General features: G+C 64.1%; 25 protein-coding genes. 13 read left to right on the plus strand and 12 right to left on the minus strand.

The window, feature by feature from the left end:
- Positions 1-26: 26 nt before the first annotated feature.
- From D8676_RS23770 to D8676_RS23780, 3 genes are all read right to left on the minus strand, one after another.
- Positions 27-1,952, minus strand: coding sequence for a murein L,D-transpeptidase (locus D8676_RS23770; protein WP_121583576.1), 1,926 nt, complete (start codon positions 1,950-1,952; stop codon positions 27-29).
- Positions 1,953-2,145: 193 nt separating this feature from the next.
- The gene (locus D8676_RS23775; protein WP_147448246.1) at positions 2,146-2,370 is read right to left on the minus strand and encodes a hypothetical protein; all 225 of its coding nucleotides are present in this window, start codon (positions 2,368-2,370) and stop codon (positions 2,146-2,148) included.
- A 99-nt stretch (positions 2,371-2,469) separates the two neighbouring features.
- Complete coding sequence (locus D8676_RS23780; protein WP_121583623.1) at positions 2,470-3,372, minus strand: alpha/beta fold hydrolase; 903 nt, start codon at positions 3,370-3,372, stop codon at positions 2,470-2,472.
- Positions 3,373-3,423: 51 nt separating this feature from the next.
- On the opposite strand from D8676_RS23780, the gene D8676_RS23785 reads away from it, so the two are divergent.
- On the plus strand, positions 3,424-3,888 hold the full coding sequence (locus D8676_RS23785; RefSeq protein ID WP_121583578.1) for a MarR family transcriptional regulator: 465 nt from the start codon (positions 3,424-3,426) through the stop codon (positions 3,886-3,888).
- Between the two features lie 59 nt (positions 3,889-3,947).
- Here D8676_RS23785 and D8676_RS23790 read toward each other — a convergent pair whose 3' ends face one another.
- Complete coding sequence (locus D8676_RS23790; RefSeq protein ID WP_121583579.1) at positions 3,948-4,838, minus strand: protein-methionine-sulfoxide reductase heme-binding subunit MsrQ; 891 nt, start codon at positions 4,836-4,838, stop codon at positions 3,948-3,950.
- A gap of 99 nt (positions 4,839-4,937) precedes the next feature.
- Complete coding sequence (locus D8676_RS23795; RefSeq protein ID WP_121583580.1) at positions 4,938-5,288, minus strand: DUF971 domain-containing protein; 351 nt, start codon at positions 5,286-5,288, stop codon at positions 4,938-4,940.
- 189 nt (positions 5,289-5,477) lie between these two features.
- Here D8676_RS23795 and moaA point away from each other — a divergent pair, with 189 nt between their 5' ends.
- From moaA to D8676_RS23845, 9 genes are all read left to right on the plus strand, one after another.
- Positions 5,478-6,473, plus strand: a complete 996-nt coding sequence (moaA, locus tag D8676_RS23800) for a GTP 3',8-cyclase MoaA (RefSeq protein ID WP_121583581.1) — start codon at positions 5,478-5,480, stop codon at positions 6,471-6,473.
- Between the two features lie 105 nt (positions 6,474-6,578).
- On the plus strand, positions 6,579-7,499 hold the full coding sequence (locus D8676_RS23805; RefSeq protein WP_121583582.1) for a DMT family transporter: 921 nt from the start codon (positions 6,579-6,581) through the stop codon (positions 7,497-7,499).
- Positions 7,499-8,698: a multidrug effflux MFS transporter gene (locus D8676_RS23810; protein ID WP_121583583.1), complete on the plus strand. Its 1,200-nt coding sequence runs from the start codon at positions 7,499-7,501 to the stop codon at positions 8,696-8,698. The genes D8676_RS23805 and D8676_RS23810 overlap by 1 nt, the downstream gene beginning before the upstream one ends.
- Positions 8,699-8,714: 16 nt before the next feature.
- Positions 8,715-9,227 (plus strand): molybdopterin-guanine dinucleotide biosynthesis protein B, encoded by a 513-nt coding sequence (gene mobB, locus D8676_RS23815; RefSeq protein WP_121583584.1) that lies wholly within the window; start codon positions 8,715-8,717, stop codon positions 9,225-9,227.
- A 204-nt stretch (positions 9,228-9,431) separates the two neighbouring features.
- Entirely contained in the window at positions 9,432-10,403 is a 972-nt protein-coding gene (locus D8676_RS23825) for an ABC transporter substrate-binding protein (RefSeq protein WP_245427109.1), read from the plus strand.
- Between the two features lie 77 nt (positions 10,404-10,480).
- Positions 10,481-11,194: an ABC transporter permease gene (locus D8676_RS23830; RefSeq protein WP_121583585.1), complete on the plus strand. Its 714-nt coding sequence runs from the start codon at positions 10,481-10,483 to the stop codon at positions 11,192-11,194.
- A complete protein-coding gene (locus D8676_RS23835) occupies positions 11,191-12,015 on the plus strand; it encodes an ABC transporter permease (RefSeq protein WP_121583586.1) in 825 nt (274 codons plus the stop codon). Before D8676_RS23830 ends, D8676_RS23835 begins: the two co-directional genes overlap by 4 nt.
- A gap of 63 nt (positions 12,016-12,078) precedes the next feature.
- Positions 12,079-12,948: an NAD(P)-dependent oxidoreductase gene (locus D8676_RS23840; RefSeq protein ID WP_121583625.1), complete on the plus strand. Its 870-nt coding sequence runs from the start codon at positions 12,079-12,081 to the stop codon at positions 12,946-12,948.
- 64 nt (positions 12,949-13,012) lie between these two features.
- Positions 13,013-13,729: a DNA alkylation repair protein gene (locus tag D8676_RS23845; protein WP_121583587.1), complete on the plus strand. Its 717-nt coding sequence runs from the start codon at positions 13,013-13,015 to the stop codon at positions 13,727-13,729.
- A 50-nt stretch (positions 13,730-13,779) separates the two neighbouring features.
- Here D8676_RS23845 and D8676_RS23850 read toward each other — a convergent pair whose 3' ends face one another.
- From D8676_RS23850 to D8676_RS23865, 4 genes are all read right to left on the minus strand, one after another.
- On the minus strand, positions 13,780-14,280 hold the full coding sequence (locus D8676_RS23850; RefSeq protein ID WP_121583588.1) for an Lrp/AsnC family transcriptional regulator: 501 nt from the start codon (positions 14,278-14,280) through the stop codon (positions 13,780-13,782).
- A 106-nt stretch (positions 14,281-14,386) separates the two neighbouring features.
- Positions 14,387-15,004, minus strand: coding sequence for a uracil-DNA glycosylase family protein (locus tag D8676_RS23855; protein ID WP_121583589.1), 618 nt, complete (start codon positions 15,002-15,004; stop codon positions 14,387-14,389).
- Positions 15,005-15,006: 2 nt separating this feature from the next.
- Positions 15,007-15,618 carry a glutathione S-transferase gene (locus tag D8676_RS23860; RefSeq protein WP_121583590.1) on the minus strand — a complete coding sequence of 204 codons (612 nt, stop codon included), beginning with the start codon at positions 15,616-15,618 and terminating at the stop codon, positions 15,007-15,009.
- A gap of 22 nt (positions 15,619-15,640) precedes the next feature.
- On the minus strand, positions 15,641-16,261 hold the full coding sequence (locus tag D8676_RS23865; RefSeq protein WP_245427111.1) for a thermonuclease family protein: 621 nt from the start codon (positions 16,259-16,261) through the stop codon (positions 15,641-15,643).
- A gap of 78 nt (positions 16,262-16,339) precedes the next feature.
- On the opposite strand from D8676_RS23865, the gene D8676_RS23870 reads away from it, so the two are divergent.
- The gene (locus D8676_RS23870) at positions 16,340-17,860 is read left to right on the plus strand and encodes a HAMP domain-containing sensor histidine kinase (protein WP_121583592.1); all 1,521 of its coding nucleotides are present in this window, start codon (positions 16,340-16,342) and stop codon (positions 17,858-17,860) included.
- A 28-nt stretch (positions 17,861-17,888) separates the two neighbouring features.
- Here the strand turns inward: D8676_RS23870 and D8676_RS23875 are convergent, their stop codons facing one another.
- Entirely contained in the window at positions 17,889-18,887 is a 999-nt protein-coding gene (locus D8676_RS23875) for a nicotinate-nucleotide--dimethylbenzimidazole phosphoribosyltransferase (RefSeq protein ID WP_121583593.1), read from the minus strand.
- A gap of 131 nt (positions 18,888-19,018) precedes the next feature.
- Between D8676_RS23875 and D8676_RS23880 the strand changes: the two genes are divergently transcribed.
- Both D8676_RS23880 and D8676_RS23885 read left to right on the plus strand, forming a co-directional pair.
- Entirely contained in the window at positions 19,019-19,249 is a 231-nt protein-coding gene (locus D8676_RS23880; RefSeq protein ID WP_121583594.1) for a DUF1289 domain-containing protein, read from the plus strand.
- A gap of 8 nt (positions 19,250-19,257) precedes the next feature.
- On the plus strand, positions 19,258-19,962 hold the full coding sequence (locus D8676_RS23885) for a TIGR02281 family clan AA aspartic protease (protein WP_121583595.1): 705 nt from the start codon (positions 19,258-19,260) through the stop codon (positions 19,960-19,962).
- On the opposite strand, the gene dusA is transcribed toward D8676_RS23885, so the two are convergent.
- Together dusA and D8676_RS23895 are read right to left on the minus strand one after the other, a co-directional pair.
- The gene (gene dusA / locus D8676_RS23890) at positions 19,959-20,960 is read right to left on the minus strand and encodes a tRNA dihydrouridine(20/20a) synthase DusA (RefSeq protein ID WP_121583596.1); all 1,002 of its coding nucleotides are present in this window, start codon (positions 20,958-20,960) and stop codon (positions 19,959-19,961) included. The two genes, D8676_RS23885 and dusA, sit on opposite strands and share 4 nt — an antisense overlap.
- A gap of 96 nt (positions 20,961-21,056) precedes the next feature.
- Positions 21,057-21,614 (minus strand): PQQ-dependent catabolism-associated CXXCW motif protein, encoded by a 558-nt coding sequence (locus D8676_RS23895; protein WP_121583597.1) that lies wholly within the window; start codon positions 21,612-21,614, stop codon positions 21,057-21,059.
- Between the last annotated feature and the right edge of the window lie 4 nt (positions 21,615-21,618).

Consider the following 21,618-nt stretch of genomic DNA (forward strand, 5'->3'; position numbering starts at 1 on the left):
TTGCGCGGTCCCTAGCCTGAACGGCGTTAGCTGCTCGGGACGCGGACGGCGTCCGTCTTCTCCAGCGCGAGTTCGACGCGGGCGTCACGCTCGTAGACGTCGCCAAAATATTCCACCTTGCCGTTCTTGTCCGGCCAGGCGGTGAAATAAGCGACATAGACCGGTATCTTCAGCGTGGTCTTCTCCATCGAGTGACCCTTCTTCAGCTTGTCGGCGATGTAATCGACCGACTTGCCGAGCACCGCGGCGGCCATGCCGCGCGGATCCTGAAGCCGCACGCAACCATGGCTGAAGGCGCGCTCGTCGCGACTGAAGAGCTCTTTCTGCGGCGTGTCGTGCATGTAGATTGCATGCTTGTTCGGGAACAAGATCTTCAGTTCCCCGAGCGCATTGGCCTCGCTCGGCGTCTGGCGAACATTGTAGGGCACCTTGCCGCCATAGGCCCACCAGTTGATCGACGACGAGGAAATCCGGCGCCCCTTGGAGTCGGTCACCTCATAACCGGCGCGGTCGAGATAGCCCGGATCGTTGCGCAGGCGCGGCAGCATCTCGTTGACGATGATCGACTGCGGCACGCCCCAGTACGGGTTGTAGTCGACCTGCTCGATCTCGTCGTAGAAGAAGCTCGTCTGGTTGGACGGCTTGCCTATCACGGCCCGCATGTTGAGCTTCTCGACGCCATGGTCGATGAAGCTCGCCGTATAGGCCGGCTGATTGATGAAGACGCGCGTCTCGCCGAGGTCGTGCGGCAACCAGCGCAACTGCTCCAGCGCCACCAGAACCTTGTCGATACGGTCGGCTTTCGAGGCGCCGGCAAGCGCGGCGACCGTACGCGGCCCGATGACGCCGTCCGGTTTCAACCCGGCCTTGGCCTGGGCGGCCTTGATCACCGGCACCAACTCCTCGCCATATGTCTCGCCGCCGATGGTCCGCGCGAGCAATTCGCCGTAGTCGCCGCCCATCTCGTCATCGAGGTCGCGGGCAATGAGATGCAGGATCTTGGCAAGCTCCGGGTTGGACTCGCCCGGCTGGAGCAACAGCTTCGGATCGACGACGATTTCGTTTTCGGCGCTGGCGTTCAGCGCCTCGAGTTCGACCCGCAGCGCCTTGTATTCCGGGCTATCGGGATGGCGCGCCTCGAGCCAGCCGCGTACGTCGGTGGCCAGCGACAGGATTTTCAACGCCCCTACCCTGTCGAACGGCTTCTCTGGAAAATCATGATAGCCGGAGAGCTTGTTGGGATTGATTCGCCCGGCCTCGGCGTCGCGTGCATAACGCAGGACGCGCGCCGACAGGGCCATTTCGAAGCGGATAAGCTCGCGCTTGCGCGGGGCGGCATCGGCGTCGGAGCGGCTGCCTGAAGGTACGACTACGGCGTAGTCGGCCGGCGACAATCCATGGCTCGCCGCCTCGCCCAGCACCCGCAATGCATCACGCGCGCGCTCGTTGACCTCGTTGTCGGCGACCCAGATGAAATCCGGATTGGCGGAATAGAATTCCACCAGCGCCTTGGCGATCTCTGGCTCCGCATAGAGTTCGTAGCCCGTAAGGCCGGCAACCGCCTCGCGGAAATCGGTGCCGGAGGTCGCCTGGTCGAGCGAGGCGGACTGGCCGATTGCAGCAAGCGCCGTGAAATCCACGGCCTGGAGGGCCACAGCCTTGTAATTGTAGTAGGAGGGAGCGCTGATCTTGGCGATCGCTGCGGGCTTGCGAGCGACCGGACGGCTGGGCCGCTTGCCGGCCCCGTAGCTCTCGCCGTCGCGGTATTGCCGACTGCCGTCAAGGCGACCCGAGCGCGAGCTTTGGCCGCTGCTGTCCAGGCGCTGGCTGCGCACGCCGCCGCCGAAGAGGCTGTCGAACAGCGATTGCGCCTCCGCCTGGGGCATTCCCACGGCAATCGTCCCCGCAAGCATTACGGGAAGCAGAAAAACGTTCCTCGAGGAGAGTTTCATCGATGATCCATTTCGAGTTCGCCGCATGAATGCATCATCCGACCCAAGGCGGATGTAGGGCGGACATTACCGATTCATACCGATATCGTTAAGGTCCCATAAATTTCGCAACGAGTGTTGCGGCAGGGTTTCACATCCTTGTGACCGTCTCAAGCTTCTTGGCATCCGTGCATGCCGGGCGGCTTGTTCGTTTCTACGGTTCATCGACAAGCTTCTCACCCGAATCGCTGTCGCGGACGGAGTCGCCATCCTCGTCGGTCGTCCACCCACCCTGCTGGCGTCGCGGATCGTCGTTCGCGTGCTGCTGGCGACGACCGGGCATTTCCTCCCGCCGCGCCTTCTGCCGTTCGGCTTCATTTTGCTCGAGACGGCGCGATTGATCGCGCTCGCTATCGGTCTGATCGTATTTCTTGTTCACGGCCATACCTCCATCGTCCTTTGCGATTGTCACGGGGTGACAACGCGGCGGTGCCGGTTTCGTTTCACCAATGCAACCGGAGGTGGTTTGGCGACGGACTCAGTGAAGTTGAGTCTGGTGGGCCACGAAGCCCAGCGCATCCTTCACGATTGCGGGATCTGAAAGGATGCGGCGGTGACCGAGGCCAGGCGCCCAGCGAAGGCGGACATGGTCCCCCGCGGTCGCAAAAAGCCTGGCATGGTCGGCCGGCACCTCCCGGTCGTCGGGCGCGTGGAGAACAAGCGTCGGCACCGGCGTTTCGGCCAATTGCCTGGAGCCGACGAATTCGTCCAGCGGACGCCCGGCTATGCGGCGCACTTCTTCGGCAAGCGCTAACCTGACACGCGGGCCAAGCTTCAGGATGTGGCCGAAATTCTCGAAGAGGACCGGCAGGGAACTCGGCGCGGCGATCAGCACCAGCTTGGAGGCTGCAAGCGGGGGAACGCCGACCACCGAACCGGCGACCGCGTTCACCGCAACCGCCCCGCCGAAGGAATGGCCGACCACGGCGGCGAAGGGACCGAACCATTCGCCGACGGAGTGCACGGCCGTGACGGCGCTTGCCAGGTTGAGACGTCGTCCGGCAGAGCCGCCGTGGCCCGGGAGATCGAGCGACATGACGCGATAACCGGCGTCGCGATAGGCTTCGATCAGGGCCTTCATGTATTCGGTGCGGGAGCGCCAGCCGTGCAGAACGAGCACAGTGCCGGCATTGTCCCTGCCCCCACGCGGGCGGAACTCGTGCACCATCACGCAGCGTCTGCCAAGCACCAGCCGGTGATGCCTTGCCCCTTCCATGAATTCCGCAGCGCGGTTGACAGCCCGCCTTTCGCCATCGGAAAGACGCCTCGGATTGGGGGTCCGGCAGAACAGTTCGAACGCTGCCTTGCCGCCAACGCGCGGCGCGATGCGCTCGGCGGCGCCGAACAGCCCACGGATGACCTTGACGCCGATTGATGCCATGATAGCTATCCGCCTGCAGATTGGTTCAAGCATGAACATAATAGTTCAAAGATGAACAATAAACAAGAGCTTTCCCAGAACCTTCCTTGGGATAATCCCCGCTTCCGCAACTGGGTCGCGGTCGCGCGCGCCTGCCATGCGGTGGAGCGCGCGGTGGCGGCGGCGCTTGCACCGCTCGACCTGAAGCCGGCGCAACTCGACGTGCTGATGAACCTCTACCGGCATCCCGGCATGTCCCAGCACGATCTCGCACGCAAACTGCTGGTCGGCCGCTCCAACATCACAATGCTGCTGCCGCAGATGGAGAAGCGGAAACTGCTGAAACGCGAGGGCGACGCGAAGGACAAGCGCGTCCTGAGGCTTACCCTTACCGCCGAAGGCGAGAAGCTGTTGATGAAAGCCTTGAAGGTGCACACGGCGCTCATCGAGAAGGCGATGAGCCAGTCGACGCCTGCCGAATGCGATGCGCTCGGCGAGCAGATGCGGCGGGTCGAGGACGTACTGAAGACCGACTAGCCGGCTACTTTGCTCCGGCAATTCCGGACCGAAATCCAGTTCTCACTATGCCGGAATAGCTATGCAGTCGCCCCCGCCGCTCTGCGGCCGCGAGCGGGTTCGTTCCTGCCGAACCAAGGCCTGACCAGCGCAAGAAGCGTGACCCCGAGCCCGGTCGCAAGCACCCACCAGGCGGGCCTGATCGAGAACGAGAACTGCAGGTTGGCGGCGAGCACCCGGCCAGGAGGCACGCCGGTCGCGATGCCGTACCAGGCATATTCGATCGCCGCCGTGCCGAGCGCAGCAAGGACGGCGATCGCCACCAGCACCAGTGGTGAGGTCAGCGCGAAACCGCGCCAATGGGCAAGGCGATAGAACATCAGAAGCAGGAAGAAGCCGGCCATCAGCGTCGGCTCGTAGACGTCCGCCTTCGACTGGATGAAGAAGTGGAAGGCGGCAAGCACGCCGATGACGTAGACCATGCTGTGCAAGCGATTCCAATTGCGGCCGCCTAGCCGCTTGATCGCCGCGTCTGTGGAGGTGGTGCCGAGCGCGATCAGGCCGGCGAGCGCCACGAAGCCGATGGTGAGGTAGAAGCGCAAAGCGATCTCGGAAACGATCCGCAGGAGATCGAACTTGAGATCGACGGCATAGAGCGTCAGGTGCATCAACGCATAAAGGAGCGCGGTGACGCCCAGCATGCGCCTGACCAGGATGAGCTTCGGCCAGTTGGCGATGCGGCGGAGCGGCGTGACCGCCAGTGAAAGCCAGAGGAAGCGGATCGCCCAATCCCCGGCCTGATGGATCGCCTCGGTGATCGGTCGCGCGCCCAGCAGGCCGACCGGGGCGGCCGACGCCAGCGCGCCGCTCGCAGCCGCCCAGGCGAGCCACAGCGCCGGCAGGCAGGCTCCTAGAAGCACGGCGGCCTTGAGGGGCGAAAACTTTCCAGATCTGTCGGTCCAGGGCGTCATGCGGCGATTCCGTCCAATGCCGCGATATACGGTCAATCGATCGAGCTTGTTACAGCGTGCGCATCACATCAAGGTGAGCGCACCTTTACGTAACCTCGGTCAACCGCGCGACAGGCCCTTCTGCTCCAGCGAAGCGAGATAGGCGGCCCAGACTTCGTCCTTGTCGTGGCCGAGCCGGTGCAGATAGTCCCAGGTGAAGATGCCGGTATCGTGGAAATCGTCGAAGACGATGCGCACCGCATAATTGCCGATCGGCTCGATCCTGGTGATCGTCACGTTGCGTTTGCCGGGCACAGTGACGCGCTGGTCGGGCGAATGGCCTTGCACCTCGGCTGAAGGCGACGTGACGCGCAGCAGCTCGGCTGGAAGCTCGAACGGCTCATGGTCGTGATAGGCGACCGTCAGCGTCCGCCGGTCCTTCGATACCCTGAGTTCCTTCGGCGCGCTCATCGGCTCAATCCCCTTGTCAAACGGCTCTCTACGCCGCTTCCCGCATCGGCGAAACCCCGGAAAACAGCCAGAGGTGGCGCTGGAGCCTTGAACGGATAGCCAGATCGTATCACATGGCTGTATATAACGCTCAGCCCGGCACGCATTGGGCGGCGTCGGCAGACAGTGCAGGCAACTGGAAATGCAGCGATGGACATGATCGACCCGTTCGGCCGCGCGATCACCTATCTGCGCGTATCGGTCACCGACCGGTGCGACTTCCGCTGCACCTATTGCATGGCCGAGGACATGGCCTTTCTGCCCAAGAAGGACCTTCTGTCACTGGAAGAACTCGACCGCCTGTGCAGCGTCTTCATCGAGAAAGGCGTCCGCAAGCTGCGGCTGACCGGCGGCGAGCCGCTGGTGCGCAAGAACATCATGCATCTGGTGCGCCAGATCTCCCGCCACCTGAAGAGCGGCACGCTGGACGAACTCACCCTGACGACGAACGGCTCCCAGCTCGCCCGGTTCGCCGGCGAACTGGCGGATGCCGGGGTGAAGCGGATCAACGTGTCGCTGGATACACTGGATGCAGGCAAGTTTCACACGATCACCCGCTGGGGCAACCTCGCCAAGGTGATGGAAGGCATCGACGCGGCCCAGGATGCGGGGCTGGCAATCAAGATCAACGCGGTCGCGCTGAAGGGCTTCAACGATCACGAAATACCCGACCTGATGCGCTGGGCGCATGGCCGCGGCATGGACCTGACGGTGATCGAAACGATGCCGATGGGCGAGATCGACGCCGACCGGACCGACCAGTATCTGCCGCTGTCGCTGCTTCGGGCTCAGTTGGAGCGGCAGTTCACGCTGGAAGACATTCCTTACAAGACCGGCGGACCGGCGCGTTATGTGGAGGTGAAGGAAACGGGTGGAAGGCTCGGCTTCATCACGCCGATGACCCATAATTTCTGCGAAAGCTGCAACCGCGTCCGGCTCACCTGCACAGGCACGCTCTACATGTGCCTCGGCCAGGAAGATGCGGCCGACCTGCGCGCGCCGCTGCGTGCCTCAGAGGGCAACGAACTGTTGTCGGAAGCCATCGACGAGGCGATCGGCCGCAAGCCGAAGGGCCACGATTTCATCATCGACCGGCGCACCAGCCGGCCGGCCGTCTCGCGCCATATGAGCGTGACCGGCGGCTGACCGCTCCCCTTCCTTTGGACCGGGCCGCATTGGCCCAAAGCTTTCCGTTTGCGCGCCCGCAGGTGCCTGATACATGCGGAGCTGTCGCAATGACGGAATGCTTCCTTGCCGCTCTCCCCCAACATGCGTGCTGCGCTGTTCATGACGGTGTCCTTGGCCGGCTTCACGGTCAATGACGCCATCACGAAATATATGGCGGAGACGATGAACATGGGCCAGGTGATGTTCGTGCGCGGCGTCTTCGCCACGCTGTTCATCGCAGCACTTGCCTGGCATCAGGGCGCGCTTGCCAATCTGCGTCTCGCCCTGCACCCGATGGTTCTCGTCCGTGTCGTCGGCGAGGTCGTGGCGACGGTTACCTTCCTGATCGCGCTCGCGCAGCTGCCGATCGCCATCGTTTCGGCCGTGCTTCAGGCGCTGCCGCTCGCCGTCACCATGGGTGCGGCGCTGATCTACGGCGAAACGGTCGGCTGGCGCCGCTGGATGTCGATCATCGTCGGCTTTGCGGGCGTCGCGATCATCGTCAGGCCAGGTTTCGAAGGCTTCAGCGTCTATTCGCTGGTGGCGCTGGTCTGTGTCGCCTTCTGCACCGGTCGCGATCTCGCAACCCGACGCATACCCGAGCGGATACCGACCCTGCTGATCTCGACCGCCACCGTCCTGGCCGTCTCGATTTGCGGGGCGTTCCTCGTCCAGCCGATGGGCGGATGGACGCATCCCAACACGTTCGACCTTTTCCTGCTTGCATGCGCGGCGGGACTCCTGCTTGTCGGCTATCAGTTCATCACCATCTCCCTGCGCACGGGCGATATTTCGTTCGTGGCGCCTTTCCGCTACACGGGCCTGCTCTTCTCGATCCTGCTTGGTTTCTTGATCTTCGGCGATATTCCCGACTTCCCGATGATCGCAGGCTCGGCGGTCATCGTCGTCTCCGGCCTCTACATGCTCTACCGCGAACGCGTCGTCGGCCGCTCGAAGGCGGCCAGTGAAAGCGTCGGGCCGAGCATGGCGCCCGACGGTTTGTGATGGCGGCCGGACAAGGGGCAGCGCCGCATCTGGTGACGCTGGTGATGGCGGCGGCCGTCGGCTCGCTCGCCATGAACATCTTCCTGCCGTCGCTGCCCGGCATGGCGCACTATTTCGACAGCGACTACGCTATCATGCAGCTCGCCGTGTCCCTCTATCTGGCCGCGACGGCAGTGCTGCAGCTCTTCATCGGCCCGGCCTCCGACCGTTTCGGGCGCAGGCCGGTGATGCTCACCTGCTTCGCGATCTTCCTCGTCGGCACGCTCGCTGCCGTCTATGCGCCGACGGTCGAGGTGTTGCTGGCCTGCCGGCTGCTGCAGGCCTTTTCCTCAGCCGGCATGGTGATCTCGCGCGCCGTGGTGCGCGATACGGTGAGCACGGCCGAGGCGGCAAGCCAGATCGGCTACATCACCATGGGCATGAGCGTCGTGCCGATGATCGGTCCGATGATCGGCGGCTTCCTCGACGAACTCTACGGCTGGCAGGCGAGCTTCTGGCTGACGCTGGCCTTCGGGGTGGTGGCGTTCGTGATCGTCCTTGCCGATCTCGGCGAGACCAACCGCAACCGTTCCGAAAGCCTCGCCGCGCAGTTCCGGGCCTATCCGCAACTGTTGGGATCCCCGCGTTTCTGGGGCTATTCGCTGACGGCAGCCTTTACCACCGGCGCCTTCTTCGCCTTTATCGGCGGCGGGCCCTATGTGGCCTCCGAGATGCTCTATCTCACCCCATCGCAATACGGCTTCTATTTCGGCATCATCTCGCTCGGCTACATGTTCGGCAATTTCCTGTCGGGACGTTACGCCGGAAGGATCGGGATCAACCGTATGATGCTGTCGGGGAACATCGTCGGCGCCGCAGGCATGCTGTTGTCGATCGGCCTGTTCGGCGCGGGGGTCCATCACCCGCTGTCGCTGTTTGGTCCGGTCTTCTTCACCGGAATAGGCAACGGCCTCACGCTGCCCAGCGCCAACGCCGGCATCGTAAGCGTCAAGCCGCATCTGGCTGGCTCGGCTTCGGGGCTGGGTGGTGCCCTGCAGATCGGCGGCGGCGCGGCCCTGTCGGTGCTAGCCGGCGCGCTTCTGACCCCGCAGACCGGCCCCTTCCCTCTGCTTTGGGTCATGCTGCTGTCGTCGGCAGCCGCGGCTTTGTCCACCTTCTACGTGATCCATGTGGCGCGGCGCGAGAGGCTGGATCCATGAGCGGGGCGGAAAAGCCATGAAGCAGCGGGTTTTCGGCATCACCGGATGGAAGAATTCCGGCAAGACGACGCTAACCGAGAAGCTCGTCGCCGAACTGACGCGGCGGGGCTGGAAGGTCTCGACCGTCAAGCACGCCCATCATGGCTTCGACATCGACAAGGAAGGCACCGACAGTTTCCGGCACCGGCAGGCCGGCGCCAGCGAGGTCGCCATCGTTTCCGGCCGGCGCTGGGCGCTGATGCATGAACTGCACGGCGAGGATGAGCCAACGCTGGACGAGGTGCTGAAGCGTCTGGCGCCATGCGACCTAGTCCTCGTCGAAGGCTACAAGCGCGAGGGCCACAAGAAGATCGAGGCGCGGCGGACAGGCACGAAAGACACCACGCCGCTCAGCGATGGCGACCCGTCGATCCTGGCGATAGCCGCCAACCATACGGTGCCGAATAGCGCCCTCCCGGTCTTCGATCTCGACGAAATCGGCCCTATCGCAGATTTCATCGAAAGCGCGACCGAGCTGACCGGGAAGTAACCCCACGTCAGCCATCGCGGGAAATCGACGCCTTCAGGCGGATTTGTCTCCAGGCGCCCAGACACGCGCAATATCTTTGTTCGGCTCATATCGTTTGGGATTGCTTTTTCCCGAAAAAGAGGCGGATTATCGGCCTCTGGCGCGGCAAGGCCGCAGCCCCGTCGCCGGCGCTTGGCCGGAGACGAACGCGATGAGGGGTCTTAGATGTTTACGATGAAACGCCTGACGTTGGCAGCCTCGGCCGCAGCACTTGCGCTGACGCTCGCCGCCTGCTCGCAGGAAGAAAAGCCCGCCGAACCGGCGCCCGCTCCGGCCGCGCCCGCTGAACCAGCTCCGGCCCCGGCCGAGCCAGCACCTGCACCCGCCGAGCCCGCCCCCGCTCCGGCCGAACCGGCACCCGCTCCAGCCGCACCTGCTCCGGATACGCAGGGCGCTGCACCGGCAGCCCCCGGCGCCTCACAGACGGCGCTGAAGATCGGCACGGAGGGCGCCTACCCGCCCTTCAACAACCTGACCCCCGACGGCAAGCTCGAAGGCTTCGATATCGATATCGCCAACGCGCTCTGCGCCGAGATGAAGGTGACCTGCGAGTTCGTCACGCAGGATTGGGACGGTATCATCCCGGCCCTGCAGGCCGGCAAGTTCGACGCGATCATCGCATCCATGTCGATCACGCCGGAACGCGCCGAAAAGGTCGACTTCACCAACAAGTACTACAACACGCCCTCGGCGATCGCCGGTCCAAAGGACTCGACGATCCCCGCCACCCTGACCAAGGCGGATCTCGCCGGCAAGACGATCGGCGTCGCCACCTCGACGACGCACTTCAACTACGCCTCGCAAACCTACACGGACTCGACGATCAAGGGATATCCTTCGAGCCAGGAGTTCCTGCTCGACCTCGCCAACGGCCGTGTTGACGCCGTCGAGGACGACATCAGCGTGCTCGAGGAATGGCTGAAGACCCCCGACGGCGCCTGCTGCAAGATCATCGGCCAGCCCTCTCCGCAGCCCGTCGAGATCTTCGGCCCCGGCGCCGGCATCGCCATACGCAAGGGCGAGACCGACCTGGTCAACAAGTTCAACGACGCCATCAAGGCGATCCGTGCCAACGGAAAATACAAGGAAATCAACGACAAATACTTCAGCTTCGACGTATACGGCGCCGAAAGCTGATTGATCTGGGAGGCGGTCGTCTCAGCGCGTCCGCCTCCCGTTTTGGCTGAAAGCCGAAAACGGAGCCGCCCAGCCTGATGAAGAGCATCTGGACTCTGCTGAGTTGGGGCTCTGAAGGATGGCTCGACGAAATAGCCTACGGCGTCTTCGTCACCGTCTCGCTGGCCGCGGCGACCCTGCCGTTCGGATTGCTGATTGGCTTTTTCGTTGCCGTTGCCAAGCAATCCAGCGAACCGTCGCTGCGACTGGCGGGAAACATCTACACGACCATCTTCCGCGGGCTGCCGGAACTCGTCACGCTTTTCCTGGTCTATTACGGCGCGCAGATCGGCATCCAGGCGCTGATCCGGACGATCCAGCCGGGCGCGACCGTCGACATAAACAGCTTCATCTCCGGCATGGTTGCCCTCGGTGTCGTGTTTTCGGCCTATGTCAGCGAGGTGTTCCTGTCGGCCTTCCGCGCCATACCACGCGGACAATATGAAGGCGGCTACGCGATCGGTCTGACCAAGGGGCAGACGATGCGGCTGGTGGTGCTGCCGCAGTTGATCCGCATTGCACTGCCCGGCCTCGCCAATCTGTGGCTCATCCTTCTCAAGGATACCGCGCTCGTCTCGGCGATCGGCCTCAACGACATTCTGCGCTGGACAGGCGTGGCTGCACGTGTCGAACGCGAGCCCTTTGTCTTCTACAGCTTCGCGATCCTGATCTACCTTGTGCTGACGATCATTTCTTCGTTCGGCATCAACAAGATAGAGCGATCGGTCGGTGAGCGGGAGCCGGCACGATGAGCACCAGCCCGGTTGCAGTCGAATTGGCTCCGCCCGCGCCGCCGCGCGGTTGGCCGCGGGAGCGCGTCATCGGCTACCTTCTGGTCGGACTTTGGATCCTCGCCGGTATCGGCATGCTGGCCTACCTGGCGGCCGTCTGGAACCCCGCCTGGTTCGAGAAATACATCCCGACCTATATCTCCGGCCTGAAGGTGACCATGTCGCTGGTGGTCGTCTCGACGGTCCTCGGCGCGATCGTATCGCTGCCGGTCGCCTACGCGCGGATGTCGAAGAACAGGATCCTGTCGGCGCTCGGCTACGGCTACGTCTACTTCTTTCGCGGCACGCCGCTCCTGGCGCAGACATTCCTGATCTACTACGGCGTCGGTTCCTTCAGGCCGCAACTGGAAGCGGTCGGCCTGTGGCCGTTCTTCCGCGAGGCCTGGTACTGCGCGGTCCTGGCTTTCACTCTGAACACCTCCGCCTATCAGGCCGAAATCCTGCGCGGCGCGATACAAAGCGTTCCGCGTGGGCAGTGGGAGGGCGCGGCCTCCCTTGGCCTGCACAAGCTGCAGACGCTGTGGAAAGTGATCCTGCCGCAGGCGCTGATCGTGGCGCTCAGGCCCTACGGCAACGAAGTGATCCTGCTGATCAAGGGCTCCGCAGTGGTTGCGCTCATCACAGTCGCCGACCTGATGGGCGAGACACGGCTCGCCTTTTCGCGCAGCTTCGACTTCCAGTCCTACATCTGGGCGGCGATCATCTACTTGGCGCTGGTCGAGACGCTGCGCAACGGCATCGAATGGATCGAGCGGCGCATCACGGTCCATCTTCATCGCTGACTCCAATCCATTGAAGCTTTGCGCTAAGGAAGCCGGACCACCGGACTGAAAGGATTCATGAAAATGGCATCGGTTGCTTTCCTTGGACTTGGCGTGATGGGCTATCCTATGGCCGGACACCTGAAGAAGAAGGGCGGCCACGACGTCACCGTCTACAACCGAACCACCGCCAAGGCCGAGAAATGGGCAGCCGAACATGGCGGCGCCTTCGCCAGGACGCCGGCCGAGGCTGCAGAGGGCAAGGACTTCGTCTTCACCTGCGTCGGCAATGACGACGACCTGCGCTCCGTCACCGTCGGCGCCGAAGGCTGCTTCCAGTCGATGAAGAAGGGCTCGACCTATATCGACAACACCACTGCTTCCGCCGAAGTCGCGCGGGAACTCGCCGAAAAGGCTGAGGCAGGCGGCTTTGCGGCGCTCGACGCGCCGGTCTCCGGCGGACAGGCCGGCGCAGAGAACGGCGTATTGACCGTGATGGTCGGCGGCGATGAGCAGACATTCGACAAGGCCAGGCCGGTGATCGAGGCCTATGCGAGGATGGTCGGCCTGATGGGACCGGCGGGCGCCGGTCAGCTCACCAAGATGATCAACCAGATAGCCATCGCCGGCCTGGTGCAGGGGCTGGCTGAGGGTCTGCATTTCGGCCGCAAGGCCGGGCTGGACCTCGAAAAGGTGGTCGAGGTCATCTCCAAGGGCGCGGCAGGCTCCTGGCAGATGGAGAACCGGCACAAGACGATGATCGCAGGCAAGTATGATTTCGGCTTCGCCGTCGACTGGATGCGCAAGGACCTCGGCATCTGCCTCGAAGAGGCCGACCGCAACGGAGCGAGGCTGCCGGTCACCGCGCTGGTCGATCAGTTCTACAAGGAAGTGCAGCAGATAGGCGGCAGCCGCTGGGATACGTCTTCCCTCCTGGCTCGTCTCGAGCGCTGAGAGCATCGGGGCCGAAAGTGGAAACCGGCAGTCGGGATGTTCCGATGCGCGACCGGAGCTTCCAATGACCGCTGAACTCTCGCCATCCTTCACCGCCGCCGAGGTGATCGCGTATCTGCGCTCGCTCGGCTCGGAGGAGAAGCGGCAGGGCATGCGGCGCTACGGAATCAGGATCGACCGGACGCTCGGCATCTCGCATGGCGTGCAGCGCGACATCGCCAGGAAGATCAAGCGCAACCACGAGCGCGCCTTCGAACTCTGGGAGTCAGGCATCACCGAGGCGCAGTTCATCGCGTCGGTGACCGCCGACCCCAGGCGCTTCACCAAGGCGGATGCGCGGCGATGGGCGGGCGAGTTCGATTCCTGGGACATCGTCGACGGCGTGTCCGACCTCTTCGTCGAGACCGATCACTGGCGCGAGCTGATCGAGGAATTCGCTGCCGACGATCGCGAGTTCGTCCGGCGCACGGCTTTCGCGATGATCGCCTGGTCGGTGGTGCATCGGAAGAAGGAGCCGAACGAGACTTTCCTCGCCTTCCTGCCGCTGATCGAGACGCATGCAAACGACGAGCGCAACTTCGTGAAGAAGGGCGTGAACTGGGCGCTGCGCTCGATTGGCAAGCGCAACGCGAAGCTCAACGCGGAAGCGCTTGCGCTATCGGAACGACTGGCAGCCACGGACGACCGCACGGCGCGCTGGATCGGCAAGGACGCGATCCGCGACCTTACCGGCCCAAAGACTCTGGCGAGGCTCGAAAAGCAGGCCGCGAACAAGCGCTAATCATTCCAGGGGCAATCGGCTTTCCGTCCTGAGTTTGCAGCAACAGAAAGTCAGATTCCCGCGCCGGCGTGAACATTGCCGTCCTTCTCGACCATCATGTAGTCGAGCGGCATTTCGGTCGTGTATTTGATCTGCTCCATCGCGAAGGACGACGACACGTCGCGGATCTCGATCTTGGCGATGAGACGCTTGTAGAAGGCGTCGTAGGCGGCGATGTCAGGCACCACGACGCGCAGCAGATAGTCGACATCGCCGCTCATGCGGTAGAACTCGACCACCTCGGGAAAGTCCTGGATCACCTCCGAGAAGCGCCGCAGCCATTCGTGGCTATGCACATTGGTGCGGATCGACACGAAGACGGTGACCCGGGCATTGATCTTTGCCGGGTCGAGGATAGCCACGCGGCGCTTGATGACGCCCTCTTCCTCCAGCTTCTGGATGCGCCGCCAGCAGGGCGTCGTCGACAGGCCCACTTTCTTCGCGACGTCGGCGACGGCGAGCGTGGCGTCTTCCTGCAGCAGGCGCAGGATCTTGCGGTCAAGGCGGTCCATAGGAAGCTCCAACAGGAAATTTCGCCTATTTTCCCGATATTCCCAGCATAAAACAAGAAAGGAATTCTCTAAACACCTTAAACGGCGAGTATTATTTGCTCGTCATTCAGCCAAGGCGGCTCCGAATTTCCGTTTTCAAGAAAGGCAGCAAATCCATTTCAAACCAGGGATGCTTCTTCAGCCAGCTTGTGTTGCGCCAGGAGGGATGCGGCAGCGGCAGCACGACCGGCCGCGACGGCGCGGCAAAAATCTCGCGCCAGTTCATCACGGTTTCGGTAAGCGATCCGCGCCGCGTCTCGCCCATATGCCAGGCTTGGGCATAGAGGCCGATCGTCAGCACCAGTTCGATCTGCGGCATCGCCGCCATCAGCGGCTTGCGCCATGCCGGGGCGCATTCGCGGCGCGGCGGCAGGTCGGCGCCCCTGGCGTCCTGGCCCGGGAAGCAGAAGCCCATAGGCACGATGGCGAACTTCTTGGGGTCGTAGAACTCGTCCGGCGTGACGCCCAGCCAACTGCGCAGCCGGTCGCCCGACGCATCGGTGAAGGGTCTGCCGGAAAGATGCACCTTGGTGCCCGGCGCCTGGCTGGCGATCAGGATCCGCGCCTGCGAGGACGGCTGAAGTACCGGTCGCGGCTCGTGCGGCAGCGGCTTTCCGACCGGCTGCTCGACACAAATCCTGCAAGCGCGGATCCGCCGCGTTATGTCGTCCAGGCTCTCTGACATGATCAGGCCGATGCGCTCGGCCGGGCAGCCAGCGCGCCATGCCAGCGCGTCACATTGGTGAGTTCGGGGGGCACGCTGATGCGCGCCGGCTTCATGAAGTCGATCGCTACCAGTCCGGTGATGTCGGCGATGGAGAACGCGTCGCCGGCGGCGAATTCGCGCAGCGACAGTTCGGCGTCGAGCAGGACGAGGAAGTCGAGCGCCTTGGACTTGTTGGCCTCGCCCCACTCCGGCACCTGCGGCTTTTCCCATTCCTTCATCGCCGGGTGGACGTGCCGGAAGGCATGACTGACGGGCTGAAAGAGATTGAACTCGATCCGGCGCTGCCACATCTCGACCTTCGCCTTGCCGAGCGCGCCGCGCCCGAACAGCGGCGGTTCGGGCTGCAATTCGTCGAAGTAGCGGCAGATCGCGACCGACTCGGTGAGTACGGTGCGATCGTCCAGTTCGAGCACTGGCAGACGCTGCAGCGGATTGCGCGAGGTCACCTCGCCGCCGCGATGCTCCATCGCGCCCATGTCCACGGGGACAAGTGGCACCGAAATGCCCTTCTCGGCGAGGAAAATACGCACACGGCGCGGATTGGGCGCCCGGCCTCCATCATAAAGCTTCATGCACCGACATATAGCGCGGGCGTCACCAAAACCGAAGTACCTGGCGCAGCCAATCGATGATGCTGCCGGGCGACATATGCTCGCTCTCCACCATGCCGCCATGCATCTCGCGCCAGTCGCGCGGACGATCGAACGAGCCGGCCCAGAGCCCCGCACCGTTTTGGCGTGCGGCGGCCTCCTCCGCGCGATAGTCGCCGTAAGCCACCGCCCAGCCGGCTTCCACTTGGCTGCGGTTGAGATCGCGCCCGCCGGCCGTGCAGGTGGCAAGCAACCGGTCGTACTTGTCGCGCTCCCAGCCGGAGCACGACACCGGCTGGCCGCCGATCAGCGTCGAGAGCGAGTCGCGGGCTCGACGGCCACAGGGATAATCGGTTCCGTCGCTGCGGCAGGTCTGGCCATATTCCGGCGCATCTATGCCGCGCAGTCGGATGCGTTCAGTTCCGATCGTCAGTGAATCGCCGTCATTGACGACGACACGGCCTTCGAGGGTGCGTGTCTCGGTCCGGTCGAGCCTTGCAGCCAGAACGACGAGAAGTCCAAGGATCGCGAAGGTGAGCAGCCAGTCCCAGGCCCTCCGCCAACGGCTGCGCGGACGCGCGACGCGGCCGCCCCGGCTGCGCCTGGCCGGGCGCATTCTCATCATATGGCAAACAATGTCTTAATGATTCCGCCGTAGCCTTGCGCAGACATGCTTGTGGTGCTTGCGTAAGTTGAAGTTTTCATGCCGTTGCTAAGTCCAAACACGGCCGACAAGATCATTGTGGACCGCAGGAAACCGCATCGCAACAGCGACGTGGCGCGTGCGGTGCGCAGGACACGCGACCAGCTTACACACCGGCCTGGCAACCTCACCTTCGACCGGGAACTTCTGAAGCTCCACGCACGCGCTACGGCGCGCGTCGCCCTGGCGGTGCCTATCCTGGTTCTGGCCATCGCATTCGCCGGCTTTTCCCTCCACATGAAGGACGAGATCGTCACCTGGACGATCGTCGCCCTGGCCGGCTATTCGGCTCTGGCGGTGGTTGCCCGCAGCACGGATCGCACGGAGGCATCGCGTCTCGACGTGAACGCGACGCGGCTCAACTTCCTCGTCGCGCATTTCGTCAGCGGCCTCGGCTGGATCTATTTCGCACTGATGCGCTGCGCTTCCTGCCAGGTGGACGACTTCACGGTCGTCAAGGGCATCGTGCTTCTGCTCGCCATCGCCGCGACCGCGCTGATTGCCTCTTCGTTGCGCGGAGCTCTGTCGGCGACCTTCGCTCTGCCCGTGGCCTCCTATGTCTTCCTGACGGAACATAGCTGGACGGTGGTGGAGATCATGGTGACGGCGCTGCTCGTCATGTCGCTGCCGCTCTTTGCCTATGTCGCAGGGCAGATGAACCGCGCCTCCCTGACGCTCCTCTCCTTCCGCTCGGAAAAGGACGCGCTGATCGCCGAGGTCGACACGGCGAAATCGATGTCCGACGAGGCGCGGCACCGCGCCGAAGAGGCCAACCTCGCCAAGTCGCGTTTCCTAGCGTCGATGAGTCACGAATTGAGAACCCCGCTCAACGCCATACTCGGCTTTTCGGAGGTGATGGGCAACGAGGTCCTCGGCCCGATGGAGAACGACACCTATCGCGACTACGCCAAGGACATCCACACCTCGGGTCAACACCTGCTCCATCTGATCAATGAAATCCTCGATCTGTCGCGCATCGAGGCGGGCAGATATCAGCTCAACGAAGAGCCCCTGATCGTGACCGGCATCGTCGAGGATTGCTGCCACCTGATGGAGCTCAAGGCACGCAACAAGGACATTCGCATCGTCGAGCAGTTCGAGAACGACCTGCCGAGACTGCTTGCCGACGAGCGGGCGGTGCGGCAGATCACGCTGAACCTGCTGTCGAACGCCGTGAAGTTCGCCACGCCCGGTACCGAGGTGCTGGTGCGTGTCGGCTGGACGGCAGGCGGCGGTCAGTACATCTCGGTGAAAGACACCGGCCCCGGCATACCGGCCGACGAGATTCCCGTCGCCCTGTCGGCTTTTGGCCAGGGTTCGATCGCCATCAAGAGCGCCGAACAGGGGACCGGCCTCGGCCTGCCGATCGTCCAGGGCCTTGTCGCATTGCATGGCGGCGAATTCGAGCTGCACTCCAAGCTGCGCGAGGGGACCGAGGCGATCGCCATATTCCCGCCGTCGCGCGTCATGGAAGCCCTGCCTGCGGTGCCCACCCCGAAAAAGGCCGGCAAGCGGGCCTGAACCGGCCCGCCCGAATGGAGGAACCGGCTCAGGCCCTGGTTGCCGCCGCCATGCCGGAGCTGAGCAGAGCGGCCGTCCTGACGACGCCGGCGGCAAGTGCACTGCCTACCCCCTCTCCATGCGCCAGCCCGAGATCGAGCAGCGGCTGCAATCCGAGCCGTTCGACCGCCCGCGCCAGGCCGGGATCGGTCGGCTTCTGGGCGATCAGGCATTGGCCGAGAATGGCAGGATTGACGGCGTGCAGCACCGACGCAGCGGCGATGCCGCCGAAGCCGTCGAGGATGACCGGCACCTTCTCGGCGCGCGCGGCGATGATCGCGCCGGCAATCGCCGCGAATTCGCGCCCGCCGACGCGGCGCAGCACCTCGAACGGGTCCCCTCGGTGGCTGCCATGCAGCGCGACCGCCGCATCCACCGCCGCGGCCTTGCGCGCCAACATCGCCGCATCGGCGCCAGAGCCCGGCCCAACCCAATCGGCGCCTTCGCCGCCATAGAGCATGCAGAGGATCGCAGCCGCGACCGTCGAATTGCCCACCCCCAGATCGCCGAGGCAGAGAAGATCGGTGCCGCCCGCGACTGCCTCCATGCCGAACGCCATGGTCGCCGCGCAGTTGCGCTCGTCGAGCGCCGCTTCTTTCGTGATGTCGCCGGTCGGCAGGTCGAGCGCGAGATCGAAGACCTTCAGCCCGAGATCGTATGAAAGGCAGATCGGGTTGATCGCCGCACCGCCGGCCGCGCAAAGCTCGACGGCGCGCGCCGTCGCCTCGACCGGGCGCGGCGAGATGCCCTGCCCGGCCACGCCGTGATTGCCGGCGAAGATCGCGACCAGCGGACGGTTGATCGCCGGCGGTGCGCGACCCGACCATTCGGCCAGCCATGCGGCGACATCCTCCATGCGGCCGAGCGAGCCGGCCGGCTTTTCCGCCCTGGCGAAGACCGCGCGCACACTGTTCGCCGCCGTCTTGTCGCCACCGGGCAGAGCCTGCATCAAGCTGCGGAAATCGTCGAAGGGAAGCGCGCTCGTCATCGGAAACCTGCGGGACCGTATTCTCCGGGGCGGCATAGCCGCGATGGCGCGCCGGCACAATGGCGCGTCGGCCTCAGGCTTGCATTGGCCTTCGCTCTGTCCCATGTGATGTCGAGCAAACGGAACCCTTGATGGCGGCGATCGAATCCCCCTGCATCCTCGTCTGTTCGGTGGACATGAAGACGGGCTATTGCTTCGGCTGCGGTCGCACCCGCGACGAGATCGCCGGCTGGCTCGACATGACGCCTGAGACCCGCCGTGAGATCATGGCAACGCTGCCGGCGCGGCTGGAGACGGTGGAGCGGCGCCCGCGCCGGGAAACCCGCCGTTCGCGCATGGCGCGCGAGCGTGGCACGGCCTGAGGACGCGCATGGGGCGGCTTTTCTGGATCGTGGCGGCATTGGTTGTGGCCGGACTGATCGTGCTCGTCATGGCAGATTCCAGCGGCCAGGTGCTCGGCCTCGATACCGACAGCTTCGGCTACCTCATCTATCTCGGCGCTCTAGGGGCGCTGCTGGCAAGCGGCATCCTGGCGTCTGGCCAGCGTTTCGGGCAGACGGTCCGTACTCTTGCCATCTGGTTGCTGGTCATATTGGTCTTCATGGCCGGTTATGAATACCGCTACGAACTGCAGGACGTGGCAAACCGGGTCAGCGGCGGGATCGTTCCCGGCAGCCCGCTCTCCGCCACCGATGGCGACGGGCGGGCGATCGTCACGCTGCGGCAGCGGGCGGACGGGCATTTCGAGGCGAACATCGACGTGAACGGCAGCACGATCCGCGCGATGGTCGATACCGGCGCGACATCGACGGTATTGACCGCTGCCGATGCCGAACGGGCGGGCTTCGATCCCTCGGCGCTCGCCTTCAACATCCCGGTGTCGACGGCCAACGGCACGTCGACCGCTGCTCGCGTGGTCGCCGACGAGGTAGCCATCGGCGGTATCGTGCGCAAGAACATGCCGCTGCTGGTGGCTGAATCCGGCCGGCTGGAGCAGAGCCTGCTCGGCATGAACTTCATCGGCACACTGTCGGGTTTCGATGTGCGCGGCGACCGGCTGGTGCTGAGAGACTAAGCCGCTTCCAATTCGGCGCCGAACTCTACCGCCGCGAAGGCTTCGCGGAGCACGTCTGATCCCGCACCGGGCTTCACGGCTTCCGTCGACAGTATCTGCCGGTAGCGGCGCGCACCTGGCTGGCCGTGGAAGAGGCCGACCATGTGGCGCGTGACGTGGCCGAGCTTTCCGCCGGCCGCGATGTGGCGCTCGGCATAGGCTGACATCGTCTCCAGCAGCGCCTCCGGATCGGACGGCCGCTCGGCCTCTCCGTAGAAGGCTGCATCGACGGCCGAAAGGATGCCCGGCGTATGGTAGGCGACACGCCCCAGCATGACCCCGTCGACGTGAGCGAGATGCCCCCGCGCCTCCTCGATGGAGCGGACGCCGCCATTGATGCCGATGAAGCGATCCGGGTATTTCTGCTTGAGCCGGTAGACACGACCATAGTCGAGCGGCGGGATGTCGCGGTTCTCCTTGGGCGAGAGCCCTTCGAGCCAGGCCTTGCGAGCATGCACCCAGAGCGCGTCGGCGCCGGCCGCAAGGACGTCCGCCGCCAGCGTGTCGAGCGCGACCTCGGGATCCTGGTCGTCTACTCCGATGCGGCATTTCACCGTTACCGGGATTTCCACCGCGCCCTTCATGGCGGCAACGCAGTCGGCGACCAGCGTCGGCGTCTTCATCAGGCAGGCGCCGAAGGTGCCGGACTGCACGCGGTCGGACGGACAGCCGACATTGAGGTTGATCTCGTCATAGCCGAAACCCTCGCCGATCCTTGCCGCCTCAGCGAGTTTCTGTGGATCGGAGCCGCCGAGCTGCAGCGCGACAGGATGTTCCTCGGCGTCGAAGCCGAGCAGCCTTTCGCGCACGCCACGGATCGCCGCATCCGCCACCACCATCTCGGTGTAAAGCAGCGAACGGCGCGTCAGCTGGCGATGGAAGAACCGGCAATGCCGGTCCGTCCAGTCCATCATCGGTGCAATCGCAATCTTTGGCCCGTAAGGGGTTCTGACACCCATCCCCAAAATCCAGAGGCAGTGATCTTTTGGCCGCAAGCGGCACGTTCGACCGCTCAGATGGCGCGGATCGCTGCGGGAAGCAAGGGTAAGGCTGATTCAGTCGCCGGTGGAATAGGGCCTGTTTTCCTCCAGCGGCAGGCCCGCCCTTTCCCAGCCGTCCGCTCCGGGCGGATACCAGATCACCGAGCTGTAGCCCCATTCGACGGCTCGTTTTGCGGCGTTCCACGACATCCAGCAATTCGTCATGCAGTAGAACAGGATCGGCTTCGACTTGTCCGACGCAGTACCCGCCTCGAGGCTTTTGCGGAAATATTGGGCGGTCTCCTCGGGGATCGCCCCATAGCCCACATTCGCCAGCCAGATGCTATCGGGGATATCCTCCCTGACCTTGTCCTTCCATATCGTTCCGGCGGGCAGGTTGGCGGGCTTCGGCGTGTCAGGCATCACGTCGAAGAAGACGGCTTTCTTCTCCCGCCAGAGCGCTTCGGCTTCCTTGGTGCCGATCACCTTCGCCCCTTTCAGCGTATCCGGCACCGGGGCCTTGTATTCTTCCATCCGGTAGTCGGCCGGCTCCTGGACGCCTTCAGCCCACGCCGGCGCGCCAAAAGCCAGGATCGCCGCCGCCAGAGGCAATGCCAGACAGCTTCTTCGCATATCC

Source organism: Mesorhizobium sp. YM1C-6-2 (assembly GCF_003666685.1).
Taxonomy (GTDB): Bacteria; Pseudomonadota; Alphaproteobacteria; order Rhizobiales; family Rhizobiaceae; genus Mesorhizobium_K.